Raw genomic sequence first — 20270 nt, 5'->3', positions numbered from 1 at the left:
AGGCGCTCGAGGGGCGCAGGGTGCCCGGGCCGGCCGGGCGCCGGCGGAGCACGGTCCCCTCGGTCCGCCGTGGGCTCGCGGTGCCGGGGCACCGGGGCGGGATGTGGTCACACGCTCCCCCTCGCCTGCCGGGCGATGTGGCGCAGCGCTTCGGCGAAGTCCTCGGCGACGCGCCGCACGGTCGCCGTGCCGTACGTCCCGGAACGGTGGTGCCAGGTGAACGCGAGGCGCCCGTCCCGCACCGCGCCGACCACCTCCAGCGGATGCGATCCGCTGTCCCGGGGATCGTGGTCCTGGCCGAAGGAGCCGTGCTCGGCGCGGACCAGGCCGCCGCCGGAGGCCGCGGGGCGGGCGTCCCACTGACCGAGGTAGTTGAAGACCACCTGGCCGTGGGCCGCGGCGCCGAGCCGCTCGCGGGCCTCGGGCGGCCCGAAGGTGCGCAGGGCCCCGAAGCCCAGCCCGTTGCCGGGCACGGAACGCAGCTGGCGGCGCACCGACTTCACCAGGGAACGCCAGTTCCGGTCGGGGCCGAGGTGGTCCGGTTCGGGTACGTGGAGGGCGACCGGGTGGATGGTGGTGAACCAGCCGACCGTGCGGGAGAGATCCACGTCGTCGAGCAGGTCCTCGCGGCCGTGCCCTTCGAGGTCGAGGCGGACCCGGTCGCTGCCGGTCCAGCGGGCCAGCGCCAGCGCCAGCGCGGCCAGGAGGACGTCGTTGACGCGGGTGCGGTAGGCGGCCGGCGCGGCCCGCAGCAGTGCCGCTGTGTCGTCCTCCCCCAGTTCGACGGTGAGCGTGCCCGCCTCCCGCGCGGTCGGATCGGGTTCGGCGGCGACCGGGAGCCGCCCGGCGGCCACGGCCTCCTCCCAGTACGGCAGTTCGTGGTCCAGGCCGCCCTCGGCGACGTGCGCCGCGAGGGCGCGGGCCCACGCACGGAAGGAGGTGGTGCGCTCCCCCAGGCTGACGGGTTCGCCGCGCACGGCCTGCCCGTAGGCGGCCTCCAGGTCGTCGGCGAGGATCCGCCAGGAGACGGCGTCCACCACCAGGTGATGGGCGACCAGGAGGACGAAGGCCGAGCCGCCGTCGGCCTGTTCGTCCGCGCCCGGGGCTTCACCTGCGGCCGCGCCGGTGAACAGGGCCGCCTTCAGCAGCGGGCCCCGGCCGAGGTCGAAGCCGGTGTGCAGGTCATCGGCGGCTCTCTCCATGGCCGTGTGGGCGTCCTTCGCCGACAGGCCCGTCAGGTCGTGGCGGGCGAGGAACCCCTGGGTCTCTCCTGGCGGCGGGTTGAACTGGTGCCAGCCGTCGGCGTCCCTGGTGAAGCGCATACGCAGCGCGTCATGGTGTTCCAGCAGGGCGTTCAGGGCCCTTTCCAGGGCGGCGGTGTCGGGGGTGCCGTCGAGTTCCAGCAGCGCCGACTGGTTGAAGTGGGTGTGGTCGGCGCGCGGTGTGGTGAGGAACCACTCCTGGATCGGGGTGAGGGGGACCGTGCCGGTCGCCGGTCCGTCACCGGTGTGCTGGGGTGCGGCGCCGACCACGGTGGCCAGTTCGGCGACGGTCTGGTGGGTGAACAGGTCCCGGGTGGCCAGGTGCAGGCCCTCGCGCCGCAGCCGGGACACCACCTGCATGCTCAGGATGGAGTCGCCGCCGAGGTGGAAGAAGTTGTCGTCCACGCCGATGTCCTCCACGCCGAGGACGTCCGTCCAGACACGGGCGATACGGCGTTCGGTGTCCGTACGGGGTGCGGTGCGCGGGCCGGCGGCGGTGTGCGCGGGGCCGGGCGCGGGCAGGGCGCGCCGGTCCGTCTTGCCGTTGGGGGTCAGCGGCAGCCGCTGAAGCGGCACGAACACGGCCGGGACCATGTGCGGCGGCAGCAGCCCGGCGAGGTGCTCGCGCAGCGCGGCGACGGGCAGCCCGCCGAGGCTCTCCTCCCCGCCCTTCTCGCCGCTTTCGTCGGCGCTCTCGTCAGCGCTCTCGTCGGCGGGGACCACGTACGCCACCAGCCGTCCGGGACCCTCGGACGGCTGTCCGCCGGGACCGTCGGTGCGTACCACGACGACCGCGTCACGCACGTGCGGGCTGCGGCGCAGCGCGCTCTCGGTCTCCCCCGGCTCGATCCGGAAGCCGCGCAGCTTGATCTGGTCGTCCGCGCGCCCGACGAAGCGCAGGTCGCCCCCGGCACCCCAGCGCACCAGGTCGCCGGTGCGGTACATGCGGTCTCCCGCCGCGCCGAACGGGTCCGCGACGAAGCGCCGGGCGGTCAGGCCCGGCCGGCCGAGGTAGCCGCGGGCCAGGCCCGGCCCCGCCACGTACAGCTCCCCCGTCACGCCGGGCGGGACGGGCCGCAGGGCCGCGTCGAGGACGTACACGCGGGTGGCGCCGGCCGGACGGCCGATCGGCGGGGCCTCGCCCCCGGGGCTCAGCGGGCCGGTCCAGGTGGCGACCACGGTGGCCTCGGTGGGCCCGTAGGAGTTGATCATGCGGCGGCCGGGCGCCCACCGTTCCACGAGGTCGGACGGGCAGGCCTCGGCGCCGACGATCAGGGTTCGCAGGTGGGGCAGGGTGCCGGAGGTCTCCGGCGCCAGGGTGGCCAGCGCGGCCGGCGGGATCAGGGTGTGGCTGATGCGGCGTTCGGCGAGCACCTCGGCCAGCCGTTCGCCGACCAGCGGCCCCTCCTCCCCCGTCACCAGGGCGGCACCGCTGAGCAGGGAGACGCACAGTTCGAGGACGGAGGCGTCGAAGCTGGGCGAGGCGAACTGGAGCACCCGGTCGCCGGGGCCCGCCGCGTACCGCTCGGCGGCGGCCGTGGCGAAGCCCGCCAGGCCGCAGTGGGTCACCACCACGCCCTTGGGGGTGCCGGTGGATCCGGAGGTGTAGATGACGTACGCGGGATGGTCGGCGGTGAGGGCGGTGGTGCGGTCGGTGTCGGTGGGCGCGGTGTCGGGGCCGTCCGCCACCCAGACGTCCGCCGGATCCGCGAGAACCACCCGGGCGCCCGCGTCGCGCACCATGAACTCCCGCCGCTGTTCGGGGTAGTCGGGGTCGACGGGCAGGAAGGCGCCGCCCGCCTTGGCGACGGCGAGCTGCGCCACCACCGTCTCCGCGGCGCGGGGCAGGGCGACGGCGACGATCTCCTCGGGTCCGACGCCGCGGGCGATCAGCCGGTGGGCGAGCCGGTTGGCGGCGCGGTCGAGTTCGGCGTACGACAGCTGCCGTCGCGCGTCCTCCAGCGCCACGGCGTCGGGGGTGTCCGCCGCCTGCCGTTCGAACAGCTCGGGCAGCGTCGCCGCCGGGACCGGCCGGGCGGTGCCCCGTCCCTGGTCCAGCAAGGCCTTGAGGTCCTCGTCGGAGGCGAGCGGCAGGGCGCCGAGGGGGCGGTGCGGGTCGTCGGCCACGGCGGTCAGCAGGGTGGTGAGCTGGTCGGCCAGGTGCCCGGCGGTGGCCGCGTCGAACAGGTCGGTGTTGTAGGTGAGCAGGCCGTGCAGTGCGCCGGATTCCGTCTCGGCGAACTCCAGGGTGAGGTCGAACGCGGCGTGCTGGAGCTCCGTCTCGACGCCGGACACCTCCAGGCCTGGCAGATCGAGAGCGGCGGCCGGGGTGTTCTGGAGGACGACCATCACCTGGAAGAGCGGGGTGCGGCTGGTGTCGCGCACCGGTCGCACCTCGTCCACCACCTGCTCGAACGGCACCTCCTGGTGGGCGAAGGCGTCCAGCACGGTCCGCCGGACGTCGTCGAGGAACTCGGGGAAGGGACGGTCGGCGTCGACGTGCGAGCGCAGCACCAACGTGTTGACGAAGAACCCGATCAGCTGCTGGATCTCGGCCTGCTCGCGTCCCGAGGTGACGGTGCCGACGGTGATGTCCCGCCCGCCGCTCAGCCGGGCGAGGAAGGTCTGCGCGGCGGCGACCAGCGTGGTGAAGAGGGTGGCTCCGCGGTCCCGGCCGACCTGCGCGAGGCGGCGGGCGGTGCGGGGCGGCAGGGCGAGCGGGGCGGTCGCACCGGACCGGGTGCGGATCGGCGGGCGGGGCCGGTCGGTGGGCAGGTCCAACGGTTCGATGCCGGCCAACTGCTCTTTCCAGTAGGCCAGTTGTCGCTCGCTGCCGCTGGTGGTGCGCTGCCACTGGGCGTAGTCGGCGTACTGGACCGGCAGTGCCGGCAGTGGCCCGGTGGCCGGGTCCAGCTCGGCCCGGTACAGGTGGGCGAGGTCGCCGGTGAGGACGGCGGTCGACCAGCCGTCGGTGACGATGTGGTGCAGCGTGAGGGTCAGGACGTGCTCGTCGTCGGCCAGTCGGATCAGGCCGGTCCGCAGCAGGGGGCCCTCGCGCAGGTCGAACGGGCGGGCGCGGTCGGCCGCGAGCAGCTCCTCCAGGCGGGCTGTGCGGTCGCCCTCGGGCAGCTGGGACAGGTCGTCGAGCGGCAGCGGCACCTGCCGCGGCGGATGGACGATCTGCACGCCCTGGCCGTCCACCGTGTCGAAGGTGGTACGCAGCGACTCGTGCCGGGCCACCAGCTCGCCCAGCGCCGCCGCGAGGGCCCGGGGGTCGAGCCGGCCGCGCAGGCGCAGTGCCAGGGCGGTGACGTACTCGGTGCCGCCGGGCGCGAACTCCTCCAGGAACCACAGGCGTTGCTGCGCGTACGACATCGGTGCCGTCGCGTCCCGGTCCACCGGCACGATGGCGGGACGGGTCTCCTCGGCGGTCCGGTCCCCGGTGAGCAGCGCGGCGAGTGCGGCGGGCGTGGGATGGGTGAACACGGCGCGTGGGGAGAGGGTGGTGCCGAACTCCTCGGCCAGGCGGGAGGCGAGGCGGATGCTGAGGATGGAATCACCGCCCAGCGCGAAGAAGTCGTCGCTCACGCCGAGGGGTTGTCCGCCGAGCACCTCCGCGAAGACGTCCACGGTACGGCGTTCGGCCTCGGTGCGCGGTGCGCGGTGTGTGCCCCGTCCCGCGCCGGCGTCCGGCTCCGGTGCCGGGAGGGCCGCCTGGTCCACCTTGCCGTTGCCGCTCAGCGGGAGCGCCGTCAGCGCGACGAACGCGGAGGGCACCAGGTAGTCGGGGAGCGTGCGGCGGGCGTGTGCGCGCAGCTCCTTTGGGTGGTCCGCGGCCGGGCCGACGACGTAGGCGACCAGGCGGCGGGCGCCGGGCCGGTCCTCGCGGGCCACCACCGCCACGTCCACGACACCGGCGTGGGCCGCCAGGGCGGCCGCCACCTCGCCGGGCTCCACCCGGAAGCCGCGGATCTTCACCTGGTCGTCGGCGCGGCCCAGGAACTCGGCCGTGCCGTCCGGGCGGCGCCGGGCCAGGTCACCGGTGCGGTACATCCGGGCTCCGGGCGGGCCGGACGGGTCCGCGAGGAAGCGGCGGGCGCTCTCGCCCGGACGGCCCAGGTAGCCGCGTGCCACGCCCTCGCCGGCGACGTACAGCTCGCCCGCGCAGCCCGGCGGGACGGGACGCATCCGGGCGTCCAGGACGTGGACCCGCTTGTCGTCCAGGGGCCGGCCGATGGGCACGGTCTCGGGTACGGCCGTCGCATCGCCGAGCGCGTGGGCGGTGGCGAAGGTCGTGGTCTCGGTCGGGCCGTAGCCGTCCACGACGGTCAGGCCGGGGCAGGCGGCCAGCACCCGGCGCACGGCCGCCGCGGGGACCACGTCGCCGCCGGTCCACACCTGGCGCAGGCCCGCGAAGCAGTCCGGCGCGTCCTGGGCCAGGAGGCGGAAGAGGCCCGCCGTCAGCCACAGGGCGGTCAGCCCCGTGCCGCCGGTCAGCCGCCGCAGCAGGGCCGCGTCCACCGTCTCCCCGGGGGCCACGACCACGCAGCCGCCGGTGAGCAGGGGCGCCCACACCTCGAAGGTGGCGGCGTCGAAGGCGACCGGCGAGTGCAGCAGCACGCGGGCGCACACCCCGTCGGCGAACCGGCTGTCGGTGGCCAGGGACGCCACATCGCGGTGGCGTACCGCCACGGCCTTGGGCACTCCGGTGGATCCGGAGGTGAACATGACGTAGGCCAGCCGGTCGGGATCCGCCGGTACGGCGGCGGGGCCCGGCCAGGGAGCGTGGCGCGCCGCGGTGACGTCCTCGGCGGTGAGGCGGGCCCTGACGCCCGCCTGCGTGAGCATCGCCCGGCGCCGCTCCTCGGGGGCGCGGGTGTCGATCGGCACGTAGGCGCCGCCCGCCTTGAGGACCGCGAGCTGGGCGGCGACGAGTTCGGCGCCGCGGTCCATGAGCAGGGCCACCCCGTCCTCGGCGGCCAGACCGTCCGCGAGCAGGCGGGACGCCACGCGGTCGGACCAGTCGGCGAGTTCGCGGTAGGTCACCCGCCGGTCGCCGTCGTCCAGCGCGAGGGCGTGGGGGGTGCGGCGGGCCTGCTCGGCGAACAGGTCCACCGGGCTGCGCGGCTCCGCCCGGCGGGCGGTGGTGTGCCACTCCGCCAGCAGCCGCCGGTCCTCGGCGGTGAGCGGTTCGAGGTCGCCGACGTCACCGTCGAGGCCGTCGGCGAACCGTGTGAGCAGGACGGCCAGGCGAGCCGTCGCTTGTTCCACCGTGGCGCGGTCGAAGAAGGCGGGGTCGTAGGCCAGGTCGAAGCCGAGCCGGTCGGTCAGGTGGGCGCGCAGGCACAGCGGGAAGGTGGTGGCGTCGTCGGCCCGCACCTCCGCCACGCCCACGCCGGTCCGGGCGGCGGCCGACTCGTCGACCGGGTAGTTCTCGAACACCACCATGCTGTCGAACAGGGCTTCTCTGGGCGGGACGCCGGTGAGCGCCTGGACGCGGGCGAGGGAGAGGAAGTCGAAGCGCCGGTCCTCGCTCTGCCGCTCCTGAAGGCCGCGCAGCCAGGGCAGGACGCCGTCGCCCCGGACCCGTACCCGGGTGGGCACGGTGTTGATGAACATGCCGATCATGGTGTCGACGCCGGGCAGTTCGGCGGGACGGCCGGAGACGGTCGTGCCGAACACGACGTCGTCGCGTCCGCTGTAGCGGGCCAGGAGCAGCGCCCAGGCGGCCTGCACCACGGTGTTGACGGTCAGTCCGCCGCGGGCCGCCGTCTCCCGCAGCCGCCGTGACACGTCCGCGTCCAGCTCGTGGTGGACGGACTCGGCGGAGCGGGCCCGGTGTGCCTCGGCGGGGGTGCGGTCGTACGGCAGCGGGGTGCGCTCGGTGAAGCCGGCGAGGGCGTCGGCCCAGTGGCGTTCGGCCGTCCCTCCGTCGGCGTCCTGCTCGCGCAGCCAGTGCAGGAAGTCCGCGAACGGCCGCCGCGCGGGCGGTGCGGTGTCCTGGCCGCCGGTGAGCGCGGCGTACCGCTCGCACACTTCGGTGAGCAGCTGCCCGGAGCTCCAGCCGTCCAGGATCAGGTGGTGGGACGACCACAGCAGCAGGATCTCGTCGTCGGGCAGGGCGGCCAGTGAGATCCGGGTGAGCGGCGCGGCGGTCAGCTCCATGCCCGCCGCGCGGTCCTCGGCGAGCAGCTGGTCGGTCGCCTCCGCCCGCTGTCCGGGCGTCAGCCCGCGCCAGTCCAGGTGGGTGACGGGCAGCTCCACGCGGTGGTGGACGACCTGGACGGGGTGCGGCAGGCCCTGCCAGTGGACGCTGGTGCGCAGGGCCGGGGTGCGGTCGGCGACCTGCTGCCAGGCCGTCGCGAACGCCCTGGGATCGGCCACTCCGGTCAGCCGGACCGCCGTACGGTCGAAGTAGGCGCCGGCCGTGTCGACGAGGCCGTGGAAGAGCATGCCGGACTGCAGGGGCGTCAGCGGCAGGACGTCCGCCACCTGCCGTCCGTCGCCCACCAGCCGGTCGAGCTGCTCCTGGGTGAGGCCGGCGAGGGGGAAGTCGGAGGGGGTGCGGCCGCCCGCGTCCGGGTCGGCGCAGTGCGCCACGATGTCGCGGAGCGCCGCGCACATCTGTTCGGCCAGCTGCCGCACGGTGGACTCGTCGTAGACGGCGCTCGGGTAGGTCCAGCCGAGTTCGAGCCGGCCGTCCTGGACCACGCCCGTGATGTCCAGGAGGTAGGGGCGGGTCTCGTCCGGGTCGGTGTCGCGGCCGGCCGGCGGGAGCGCGGCCCTGAACAGGCCGTCCCCGGTGCCGCTGCCGGCGTCCCAGCGGCCGTGGTAGTTGAAGCCGACCTGCGGCGGCGGGGTGTCGGCGAGCGGGCTGCCGGGCAGCAGGTGGCGCAGGGCGCCGTGACTGAGGCCGTGCAGCGGCACCGCGCGCAGCTGCTCCTTCACCGACCGCAGGGTGGCGCGCCAGCCGGCGTCGGGCACGGTGGTCAGGGCGAGGGGGAACTCCGCGGTGAACCAGCCCACGGTCCGCGACAGGTCCAGGTCGTCGAAGAGGTCTTCCCGGCCGTGCCCTTCCACCCCGACGAGGACCGTGTCGCGCTCGCACCAGCGGGCCAGGGTGCGGCCGAGAGCGCTGAGCAGGACGTCGTTGACCTGGGTGCGGTAGACGTCGGGGACCTGGCGCAGCAGCGCCTGTGTCTCCTCGGGCGCCAGCGACACGGTGACGGTGGCGGCGGTGCCGTGGGTGTTGGCGCCGGGCCGGCCGGCGGGCAGGGCGGCCGGGGCGGCGGCGGTGCGGGTCCAGTGGGCCAGGTCGGCGTCCAGGGCGCCGGATCGCGTGTGCTGTTCCAGCCGCGCCGCCCAGTGGCCGAACGCGGTGCTCACCGGCGGGAGTTCGGCGGGCCGCCCGGCCGCGGCGGCGCAGTGGGCGGTCTCCAGGTCGCCGAGCAGGATGCGCCAGGAGACGCCGTCGACGACCAGGTGATGCACGGTGATCAGCAGCTGCGCGGGGTGTTCCGGGCCCCGGTCGAAGAGCAGGACGCGGACGACGCGGCCCGCGGTGGGGTCGAGTGAGCCCTGTGCCGCGTCCGCGGCTCGCTGCACCTCCGCCTCCAGTGCCGGGGCGTCGGGGTGGGCCACGGTGTGGCGGGTGAACACGCCGTCCGGCGCCTGCGGCAGCACCTCCTGGCGCCAGCCGTCGCCGGTCTGCCGGAACCGGGTGCGCAGGGCCGGATGGTGGCGGACGAGGGCGTCGACCGCCTGTTCCAACGCCGACAGGTCGGTGGCGGCGGCCAGTTCGAGGCGCTGGGTCATGGTGAAGCGCAGCGCGTCGCCGGGGCGGCGGCCGTCGAGGTACCAGCGCTGGATGGGCGTCAACGGTGCCTCGGCGGGCGGGCTGTCGTCCGTGCCGACCGCCGGCCGTGGCGCCGACTCGGCGACCCGCAGGGCGAGTTCGGCGATCGTCTGGTGGCGGAAGACGTCCTTCGTGGTCAGTGCGAGGCCCGCCCGGCGGGCGCGGGAGACGATCTGGATGCTGAGGATCGAATCACCGCCCAGCGCGAAGAAGTTGTCCCGGGCGCCCACCCGTTCCACGCCCAGCACCTCGGCCCAGATGGCGGCCAGTCGCTCCTCGGCTCCGGGCCGGGGTGCCACGTACGGTGTGCTGCTGTCGGGCTGGACGGGCGGGGCGGGCAGGGCGCGGCGGTCGGTCTTGCCGCTGCTGGTGCGCGGTATCCGCGTCAGCGGCACGAACGCGGCGGGCACCATGTGGTCCGGCAGGGTCCGCCGCAGCCGCACCCGCAGTTCGTCGGCGGAAGGAGGCCGCTCACCGACGGGCACCACGTACGCCACCAGCATGGCGCGCCCGGCGTGTTCGCGGGCGGCCACGGCGGCGTCGGTGACCTCCGGCAGGGCGAGCAGGGCCGCCTCCACCTCACCGGGCTCGATGCGGAAACCGCGGATCTTGATCTGCTCGTCGGCCCGGCCCAGGAACTCCAGCAGCCCGGACGTGTCCCAGCGGGCGCGGTCGCCGGTGCGGTACATCCGCTCCCCCGGCGCCCCGAACGGATCGGCGAGGAAACGGGCGGCGGTCAGGCCAGGCCGGTTCAGGTAGCCGCGGGCGACCTGCGCCCCGGCGAGGTACAGCTCGCCGGGCACACCGGGCGGGACCGGGCGCAGCGCGCCGTCGAGGACGTAGGCGCGCAGGTTGCGGCCGGGGCGGCCGATGACGGGGCGGCCGGGCCGGTCGGCGCAGCGGCCGTAGACGGCGTCGACGGTGGTCTCGGTGGGGCCGTACATGTTGTACGCGGTGACACCGAAGTCGGCCTGCGCCGCGCAGAGTTCGGCCCAGGTGTCGGGGCCGACCGCCTCGCCGCCCACCAGCAGCAGGCGCGGGTGGTGACGGCCGGGGGCGAGGAGTCCGGCGGCGGTGAGTTCGCGCAGGAAGGACGGGGTGACGTTCACCAGGTCCAGTTCCCGCCGGTCCACCTGGGCGCAGAACGCCTCCGGGTCCAGGCGTACGTCCTCGTCGACGAGGTGGACCTCCTGGCCGAGGGCGAGCAGCAGCGGCCCCTCCCAGGAGGTGTCGAAGGAGAACGAGGCGCTGAGCGCGGCCTTGAGCCGGCGCCCGTCGGCGGTGTGCGGGGCGACGAGTCCTTCCCGGTGGTCGTGGCAGAGGTTGACCAGGTGGCGGTGTTCCACGGTGACGCCCTTGGGACGGCCGGTGGAGCCGGAGGTGTAGATGATGTAGGCCGCGCTGTCCGGGTGCAGCGGGGCGAGCCGGTCGGCGTCGGTGGGGTCGTGGGCGGGCCGTCGGTCCCAGGGCGTCTCGCGCAGGGCGTCGGCCGTCAGGACCGTGTGCGGCGCGGCGTCCGCGAGGAGGAACGCGACGCGCTCCTCGGGGAGGTCCGGGTCGAGGCACAGCAGGGTGCCGCCCGCCTTGAGCACGGCGAACACGGCCACCAGCAGTTCCGAGGTGCGCGGCAGCCGCACGGCGACCACGCGCTCCGGGCCGACGCCCAGGGTGATGAGGTGGTGGGCGAGCCGGTTGGCGCGCTCGTTCAGGGCGGCGAAGGTGAGCGTTTCGTCCCGGGCCACCAGGGCGGTCGCGTACGGCGTGCGCGCCGCCTGCGTTTCGAACAGGGCGGGGAAGGCGGTGGCCGCCGCGGGCAGGTGGCCGCCCTGCCACTCGTCGAGCACCTGACGCTGTTCGGCGGCCGTCAGCAACGGCAGCGCGCGGGCGTCCCGGTGCGGATCCTCGGCCGCCGCCTCCAGCAGCAACCGCAGCCGTGCGGCGAGGCGTTCGGCGGTGTCGGGGTCGAACAGGCCGGTGTCGTACTCCAGGTAGCCGGTGACGCCGCCGTCGCTCTCGACGAAGTCGAAGGCGAGGTCGTAGGCGGCGTGCCGGACCGGCGGCGTGAGCGGTTCGACGGTCAGCCCCGGCAGACCGGGGACCTGGGCGCCCAGGTTGTGCAGTGCCACCATCACCTGGAACAAGGGGGTGCGGCTGGTGTCCCGTTCGGGCTGGAGGGCGTCCACCAGCTTCTCGAACGGCACCTCCTGGTGGGCGAACGCGTCCAGCACGGTGGAGCGGACCCGTTCCAGCAGGGCGCGGAACGACAGGCCGGCCTCCACCCGGTTGCGCAGCACGAGGGTGTTGACGAACATGCCGACCACGTCGTGGAGTTCGGGCCGCTCCCGGCCCGCCGTGACCGTGCCGACGGCGATGTCCTCCTGGTCCGCCCAGCGGGAGAGGAGGACCGTGCAGGCCGTCAGCAGGGTCATGTAGAGGGTGGCGTCGGCCTCGCGGCCCGTCTCGCGCAGCCGCTCGGTGAGCGGAGCGGGCAGGGTGAAGGTCACCAGTGCGCCTTCGCGGGTGCGGACGGCGGGGCGCGGCCGGTCGGTGGGCGGCTCCAGCGGGGTGATGCCGTCCAGGGTGTCCCGCCAGTAGGCGAGTTGCTTGTCCACGTGATCGGTGCGGGCACGCTGCCACACGGCGTGGTCCGCGTACCGGACGGGCAGGTGCGGCAGCCGGGGCGCGCGGCCCTCCAGGGCGGCCGCGTACAGCTCGCCCAGGTCCCGGCCGAGCACGCCGACGGACCAGCCGTCGGTCACGATGTGGTGCACGGCCAGGACCAGCACGTGCTCGTCGTCGGCCAGGCGCACCAGACGCGCCCGCAGCAGCGGTCCGGTGCTCAGGTCGAACGGGAGGGCGGCCTCGCGTTCTACGAGGGCGTCCAGCCGGTCGCGGGCGCCGGTGAGGTCGTCCAGCGGCAGCTCCACCGGGTACGGCGGGTGCACGATCTGCCGTGCCTGGCCGTCCTGTTCGGTGAACGTGGTGCGCAGCGCCTCGTGCCGGGCCACCAGGCCGCAGAGGGCGGCGCGCAGGGCGGTCTCGTCGAGCGGACCGCGCAGCCGCAGCACGGACAGCGTCGTGTACTCGGTGCTGCCCGGCTCGAAGCGGTCGAGGAACCACAGCCGCTGCTGGGCGTACGACAGCGGCGCCGGAGTGCCGGGATCGGCGGCCGGGATGACGTCGGCCGGTGTGCCGCCGTTCTCCGCCGGGTCACCGAGAGCCGCGGCCAGGGCGGACACCGTGGGGTGGGTGAACAGCAGCCGGGGCGAGACGTCCGTGCCGAAGGCGGCGCGCAGCCGTGAGACGACGCGGACGGCGAGGATCGAGTCACCGCCGAGGGCGAAGAAGTCGTCGTCGGCTGTCACCTCGCCGGTGTCGAGCACGTCCGTCCAGGCGGCGGCGACGGCCCGCTCGGCGGGGGTGCGCGGCGCGCGGCGCTCGGTGCTTGTGGCGAACCCGTCGGGTCCGGGGGCGGGCAGCGCGCGCCGGTCGAGCTTGCCGTTGACGGTCAGCGGCAGGGCCGCCATCGGCACGTAGGCGGCGGGCACCATGTGCGCGGGCAGCGACCGCTCCAGGTGGGCGCGGAGTTCGGCGGCTGACGGCGGCTCGGCGCCGGCGCGGCCGACGACATGGGCCACCAGCCGCCGGGTTCCGGAGCCGTCCTCGTGGACACTGACCGCCGCCTCCCCGATGCCGGGGTGGGTGTGCAGAGCCGCCTCGATCTCGCCGGGTTCGATGCGGTAGCCGCGGATCTTCACCTGCTGGTCGGCTCGGCCCAGGTACTCCAGTGTGCCGTCGGCCCGCCGTCGGGCCCGGTCGCCGGTGCGGTACATCCGCGTCCCCGGCACGCCGAACGGATCGGCGAGGAAACGCGTCGCGGTCAGACCGGGCCGGCCCAGGTAGCCCCGCGCCAGGCCCTCCCCCGCCACGTACATCTCGCCCACGGCTCCCGGCGGTACGGGGGCCAGGGCGTCGTCGAGGACGTGGACGCGCAGGTCGGGGATGCCGGTGCCGATCGGGCTCGCGGTGCCCGCGCCGGCCGTCGTGCGGTCCAGTGCCGCGTACGTGACGTGCACGGTGGTCTCGGTGATGCCGTACATGTTGACCAGGCGCGGCGCGGTGTCGGGGTGGCGGGTGTACCAGTCGGCGAGCCGGGCCACGTCCAGGGCCTCACCGCCGAAGACCACCGTGCGCAGGGCGAGCCGCGCGCCGAGTCCGGGGTGTTCGGCGTCCGCGCGGGCCAACGGGTAGAACGCGGACGGGGTCTGGCTCAGGACGGTGACCCGCTCGTCGGCGAGCAGGCGCAGGAAGTCCTCCGGAGAGCGGGCGGTGTCGTCGGGGACGACGACGAGCCGGCCGCCGTGCAGCAGGGCGCCCCACAGCTCCCAGACGGAGAAGTCGAAGGCGTAGGAGTGGAACAGCGTCCACACGTCGCTCTCGTCGAAGCCGAACCAGTGGCGGGTGCGGGTGAACAGGCGGACGACGTTGGCGTGCGGGACGACCACGCCCTTGGGGCGGCCGGTGGAGCCGGAGGTGTAGATGGCGTAGGCGGGACTCTCCGGCAGGGGGCGGCGCGGATGGTCCGGGCCGGTGGCGGGGCGGCGGGCGAGGTCGGTCCGGGTGCCCGGGTCGTCCAGGGCCACGACCGGGACGGCGGCGTCCCGTGCGCGTTCCGCGGCCTCGACGGTGGTCACCAGGGCCACCGGGGAGGCGTCGGCCAGCAGGTGGGCGACGCGTTCGGCGGGCAGCGTGGGGTCGATCGGCAGGTAGGCGGCGCCCGTCTTGAGGACCGCCAGGACGGCCACGACGAGGTCGGCCGAGCGGGGCAGGGCGAGGGCCACGAACCGCTCGGGGCCGGCGCCGGCCTCGGCCAGCCGGTGGGCGAGGCGGCCGGCCGCCGCGTCGAGCGTGGCGTAGTCGAGGCGGTCGGCGCCGCAGGTGACGGCGGTGGCGTCGGGGGTGCGGGCGGCCTGGGCCTCGAAGAGGTCCACCAGGGTCTGGGCCGGGCGGCCGTGCTCGGTGCCGTTGAGGTCGACCACCATCCGCCGCCGCTCCTCGGCCGTCGTCCACGCCAGGGCGCGCAGCGGCCGGCCGGGGTCCTCGGCGATCTCCGTGAGCAGCAGGCGGAGCCGGCCGGCGAGCGCTTGGACGGTGGCGGCGTCGAACAGGTGCGGGTCGTAGGCCAGGTCGAAGCCGAGCCGCTCGCCCTGGTAGGCGCGCAGCACCAACGGGTAGTTGGTGGCGTCCCGGGAGGTGACGTCCACCAGACGGATGTCGGAGCCGGAGGTGCGGGCCTCGTCGAAGGGGTAGTTCTCGAAGGCGACCATGCTGTGGAAGAGCGGGGTGCCGGACGGCACGTCGCTCAGGGCGGTCAGCTCGGCCAGCGAGGCGGCGGCGAACCGCCTCGACTCGGCCTGGGTGTCCTGGAGTTCGCGCAGCCAGGCGACGGCCGGGCGGTGGCCGTCCACCCGGACGCGGGTGGGCACCGTGTTGATGAACATGCCCACCATCGACTCCACGCCCGGCAGTTCCTCGGGTCGTCCGGAGACGGTGGTGCCGAACACCACGTCCGGCTCGGCGCTGTAGCGGGCCAGCAGCAGCGCCCAGGCGCCCTGCACCACGGTGTTCACGGTCAGCCCGGCATCGCGGGCGGTGCGGGCCAGCGTCGCGGACACCGCGTCGGACAGCTCGGCCGTGTGGACGTCCGTCGACCGGGCCTCGTGCGTGCCGGTCAGGGGCCGGTCGACGGGCAGCGGGGTGGGGGTGGCGAACCCGGCGAGGGCCTCGCGCCAGTGCGCCCGTGCGGCCTCGGCGTCCTGGTCGGCCAGCCAGCGCACGTAGTCGGCGAACGGACGGCGTACGGGCGGGGCCGAACCGGTTCCGGGGGTGAAGGCCGCGTGGTCTGCGGCGCTGGACGCCGCGTGGCTTCCGGCAGTGGGCGCCGTGAGGTTTCCGGCGAGCGCCGCGTGGTCTGCGGCGGTGGACGCCGCAGGGCTTCCGGCGGTGAGCGCCGCGTACTCCTCGCACACCTCGGTCAGCACCTGGGCCAGGCTCCAGCCGTCCAGGATGAGGTGGTGGGAGGTCCACAGCAGGTGCAGTCGGGTGTCGGGCAGCCGGACGAGGGTGAGCCGCATCAGCGGCGCCGCGGCGAGGTCGATGCCGCGGGCGAGGTCGTCGGCGCGGAGCCGGCCGAGACGGTCGGCGCGCTCCGCCGGGTCCATGTCCCGCCAGTCGAGCTGGGTGACCGGCACGCGGACATCGCGGTGCACGACCTGGAGCGGCACGGGCACGTCCTGCCACACCACCGAGGTTCTCAGCGCGGGCGTGCGGTCGGTGACCCGCTGCCAGGCCAGGGCGAAGGCCCGCGGGTCGGTCACGCCGTCCAGGAGCAGGGCGGCCTGGTCCACGTACACGTCGTCGGGGCCGCCGATCAGGCGGTGGAAGAGCATGCCCTCCTGGAGCGGGGTGAGCGGGAGGAGGTCCTCCACCGAGCGGCCGTCGCCCACCAGCCGGTCCACGGCGGCCTGGTCCAGGCGGGCCAGCGGGAAGTCGGAAGGGGTGCGGCCGCCCGCGTCGGGGTGGGCGCAGTGCTCGGCGATCGCGGCCAGCGCCGCCACCATGCCCTGTGCCAACTCCCGTACGGTGTCCGGGTCGTGCGCCTGGTCGCTGTAGTGCCAGGTGAGTTCCAGCTCGCCGTCGGCCACGACGGCCGAGATGTCGAGCAGATGGTCGAGGGGCGCGTCGGCGGCGATGTCCCGGCCGGGCACCTCGGCGGCCGGGGCGAAGTCCGCTCCGGCGGTCGTGTCCCACTGCCCGTGGTAGTTGAAGCACACCTGGGGCAGCGGTGTCTCCCGCAGCGCGCGGGCGGCCGGACTGGGCGAGCCCAGGCGGGCGAGCGCCTCGTAGCTCAGTCCGCGCCGGGGCACGCCCCGCAGCCGCTCCTTGACGGCCTTCAGCGTGCCGCCCCAGTCGGGGGCGGAGGGCGGTCCGGCCGGGGTGAGGGTGACGGGGTACTGGGTGGTGAACCAGCCCACTGTGCGGGACAGGTCCAGCCCCTCGTCCGGGTGCCGGCCCCCGCCGCCCCCGAGGTCCTCGCGCCCGTGGCCCTCCAGGGCGACGGTCACCCGCTCGGTGCCCGTCCAGTCGGCGAGGACCCGGCTCAGCGCGCTGAGCAGCACGTCGTTGACGCGCGTGCGGTACGCGGCGGGCACCCGGCGCAGCAGCGCCCCGGTGGTGGCGCGGTCCACCCGGGTGCGGACGGTGCGCACGGATCCGGCGAGCGGGGTCCCGGGGCGGTCGACGGGCAGCGGGGTGCGGGGCTCGGCGGCCTCGGCCGTCCAGTACGGCAGGTCGTCGTCCAGGTCGCCGGCCCGCACCCGGCGGGACAGGTGCGCGGCCCAGTCGGTGAACGGCGTCGCCACGGGCTCCAGGCGGATCGGTTCGCCCTCGGACGCCTGCCGGTAGGCCGACTCCAGATCGCCGAGGAGGATCCGCCAGGAGACGCTGTCCACGGCCAGGTGGTGCGCGGTCAGGAAGAGTTGGGGGCGCTCGCCGGGCGGGGGCAGCAGCAGGACGGCGCGCAGGAGCGCGCCGGTCTCCGGGTCCAGTGCCGCGCGGGCGGCGTCGAGGGCGGAGCGAGCGGCCGGGAGATCGGCGGCGCACGAGAGGTCGTGGCGGGTCATCAGCCCGACGGCCGGGCCCTCGCCGGGGTGCTGCCGCCAGGTGTCGCCGCTGCGGGTGAAGCGGGTGCGCAGTGCCGGGTGGTGGGCGGCCAGCGCCTCGACCGCCCGTTCCAGCGCGCCCTCGTCGACGCCGTACGGCAGGTCGAGCAGCATCGACATGCTGAACAGCCGCGGGCTGCCGTGCCGGTCGCCGTGCGTGGCGACGTACCACTCCTGGACCGGGGTCAGCGGGGCGGGCCCGTCCTCGCTCGGCCGGCGCGGCGCGGGGACCTCGGCGGTGCGCCGGGACGCGGCGGCGGCCAGGTCGGCGACGGACTGGTGGCGGAACACGTCCCGCGAGGTCAGGCGCAGGCCCGCCGCGCGGGCGCGGGAGACGGCCTGGATGCTGAGGATGGAGTCGCCGCCGAGTTCGAAGAAGTTGTCGGTGACGCCCACTCTCGCGACGCCCAGCACCTCCGCCCAGATCCCGGCCAGCGTCTCCTCGTCGGGCGTGCGCGGTGCGACGAACTCCCGCTCGCGCGGGGCCGCGTCGACGTCGGGGGCGGGCAGGGCACGGCGGTCCAGCTTGCCGCTGGTGGTCAGCGGCAGGACGTCGAGCACGGTGAACGACGAGGGCACCATGTGGTCGGGCAGGACCCGGCGGCAGGCCGCCCGCAGCTCCGAGGCGGCGGGCGCTTGCGCGCCCGGGGCGGGTACGACGTAGGCGGCCAGCCGCAGGTGGCCGTCCGCGTCCGCGACCGCGACGACGGCGGCGCCGGTGAGGTCCGGCAGGTCGAGCAGCGCCGCCTCGATCTCGCCCGGCTCGATGCGGTGGCCGCGCACCTTCACCTGGTCGTCGGCGCGTCCGAGGTAGTCGAGGCGCCCGTCGGCGGTCCAGCGGGCCAGGTCGCCCGTGCGGTACATGCGCGTCCCGGGCCGGCCGAACGGGTCGGCGAGGAAGCGCGCGGCGGTCAGCCCGGGCCGGCCCGCGTACCCGCGCGCCACCTGCTCGCCCGCCAGGTACAGCTCACCGCCGACACCGGGCGGCACCGGCTGAAGACCGTCGTCCAGGACGTAGGCGCGCACGTGCGGCAGCGGCCGGCCCACCAGCGGACGTCCGTCGCCCTCGATCCGGCAGGCGAGGGCGTCGACCGTGCACTCGGTGGGGCCGTAGAAGTTGTACGCGGCCACGTCCCGGTGGCCGGCCAGCTCCCGCCACAGGGCGGAGCCGATCGCCTCGCCGCCGAGCATCAGCACCCGCGGGTGGTGGCGCGGGTCGGTGAGCAGTCCGGCGGGCAGCAGCTGGCGCAGGTAGGACGGGGTCAGGTCGAGGAAGTCGATGCGGTGCCCGACGACGTACTCGACCAGGGCGGCGGCGTCCAGCCGGGTCGTCTCGTCGACCAGGTGCAGCGGGTGGCCGTCGGCCATCAGCAGCACGCCCTCCAGCGAGGTGTCGAAGGAGAACGACGCGGTCAGCGCCACCCGCAGCGGTCCGCCGCCCGCGTCGGCGACGAACCCTTCACGGTGCGCGGCGAGCAGGTGGGTGAGCGAGCGGTGCGTCACGGCGACGCCCTTGGGGCGGCCGGTGGAGCCGGAGGTGTAGATGACGTACGCGGTGGTGTCCGGGTCCGCAGGGCCGGCCGGGGCGGTGTCCGGCAGGGTGGCGGGCAGCGCGCGCAGGGCGGCCTCGTCCAGCAGCAGGGCGGGGCGGGCGTCGTCGAGCAGGAACCGGACGCGTTCCTCGGGCAGGGCGAGGTCGAGGGGCAGGTAGCCGGCGCCGGACTTCCACACGGCGAGCATCGCCACGATCAGGTCGGCGGTGCGCGGCAGCCGGAGCGCGACCAGGCGTTCGGGTCCGGCTCCGCGGGCGATGAGGTGGTGGGCGAGCCGGTTGGCGCGGGCGTCGAGCGTCGCGTAGTCGAGGCGGTCGTCCCCGGCGACCAGGGCGGTGGCGTGCGGGGTGCGGGCCGCCTGGCGGGCGAAGAGCTCCGGGCAGGTGAGGGCGGGGACGGGCGGCGCGGTGGCGTTCCACTCGTCCGTGACCCGGCGGGCCTGGTCCGGGGTGAGCAGGGGCAGTGTGCCCAGGGGGCGGTCCGGGGCGGTGGCCGCGCCCTCCAGGACGCGCAGCAGCTGGTCGGCCATCCGCTGGGCGGTGGCGGTGTCGAACAGGTCGGTGCGGTACTCCAGGAGGCCGGTCAGGCACTCCCCGCCCGGGCCGTCGGGGACGAACTCCACGCTGAGGTCGAAGGTGGCCGCCTGCCGGTCCACGGCGACCGGGGAGGCGGCCAGGCCGCGGAGGGCGGGCGCGGTGGGCGGGGCCGGGTGCAGCAGGACCATCACGTCGAACAGGGGGTTGCGGCCCGCCTCGCGGGTCGTGCCCACGGCCTCCACCAGCCGCTCGAACGGGGTGTCGCCGTGCGCGAAGGCGTCGTTGACGGTGGTCGCGGCGGCCCCGAGCAGGTCACGGAAGGAGCCGGTGGTGTCGACGGGGGTGCGCAGGACGACGGTGTTGGCGAAGAACCCGACGGCGCGTTCCAGGTCGGTGCGGGAGCGTCCCGGGGTCAGGGAGCCGACGGTGATGTCGTCCTGCCCGGACCAGCGGGCCAGCAGGGCCTGGCAGGCGGCGACCAGCGAGGCGAACAGGGTGGTGTGCTGCTCGGCCGCCAGCTCGCGCAGCCGTGCGGTGACGTCCGCGGGCACGGTGAAGGTGTGCACGGCTCCGGCCCCGGACTCCTCCCCGTCGCGGGGGCGGTCCAGTGGCAGCCGCGGCGGCACCGCACCGGACAACTGCTGTGTCCAGTACGTGAGTTCGCGCTCCAGGCGGGGGCCGGAGAGCTGTTCGCGCTGCCAGACCGCGAAGTCCGGGTACTGCGTCGCCACCGGCTTCAGCTCCGGCACCGCACCCCGGGCCAGGGCGTCGTAGGCGGTGCACAGTTCCTCCAGCAGGACGCCCATCGACCAGCCGTCGGTAATGATGTGATGGGCCGTCAGCACGAGGGTGTGCGCGGTGTCCGACTCGCGCAGGAGCAGGGCGCGCAGGAGCGGGCCGGAGCTCAGGTCGAAGGGGCGCTCGTACTCGGCGAGCAGGGCGCTCTCCAGGGCGTGCGGCGGTGTGTCGGTCACCGGCAGCGGCACCGGGGCCGCCGGCCGCACCCTCTGCGCGGGCCGTCCGTCGCTCTCCTCGAAGGTGGTGCGCAGCGCCTCGTGCCGCTCCACGACGGTGTCCAGCGCGCGGTTGAGGACGGTGGGCTCCAGCGGGCCCGTCAGGCGCAGGGCGACGGCGCTGTTGTAGCGGGAGTCGCCGGGGCGCAGCCGGTCCAGGAACCACAGCCGCTGCTGGGCGAAGGACAGCGGCAGCGGCCGCGAGCGGTCGGCGCGCGGGATGCCCTGGCGTGCGGCGGCGGCCCGGCCGGCGAGCCGGCGGCGCATCGCCTCCTGGAGGTCCTGGGGCAGGGCCTTGGTGCGGTCTCGCTTCGAAGACGTCATGGTCTG

Annotated in this window: 1 protein-coding gene; it reads right to left on the bottom strand. The window is 75.5% G+C overall.

Annotation, left to right across the window (positions count from 1 at the left end; all coding sequences use genetic code 11):
* Nucleotides 1-107 precede the first annotated feature (107 nt).
* Complete coding sequence (locus ACWD0J_RS02745; protein ID WP_451493907.1) at nucleotides 108-20264, bottom strand: non-ribosomal peptide synthase/polyketide synthase; 20157 nt, start codon at nucleotides 20262-20264, stop codon at nucleotides 108-110.
* Between the last annotated feature and the right edge of the window lie 6 nt (nucleotides 20265-20270).

It is taken from the genome of Streptomyces sp. NPDC003011, assembly GCF_053591515.1.
Note: the sequence above shows the minus strand (reverse complement) of the source record. Positions and strands in the feature narration are given on the sequence as shown.

Bases quoted from the DNA above. Each gene is read 5' to 3' on its own strand.
- ACWD0J_RS02745 (WP_451493907.1), bottom strand. From the start codon at position 20,264: ATGACGTCTTCGAAGCGAGACCGCACCAAGGCCCTGCCCCAGGACCTC.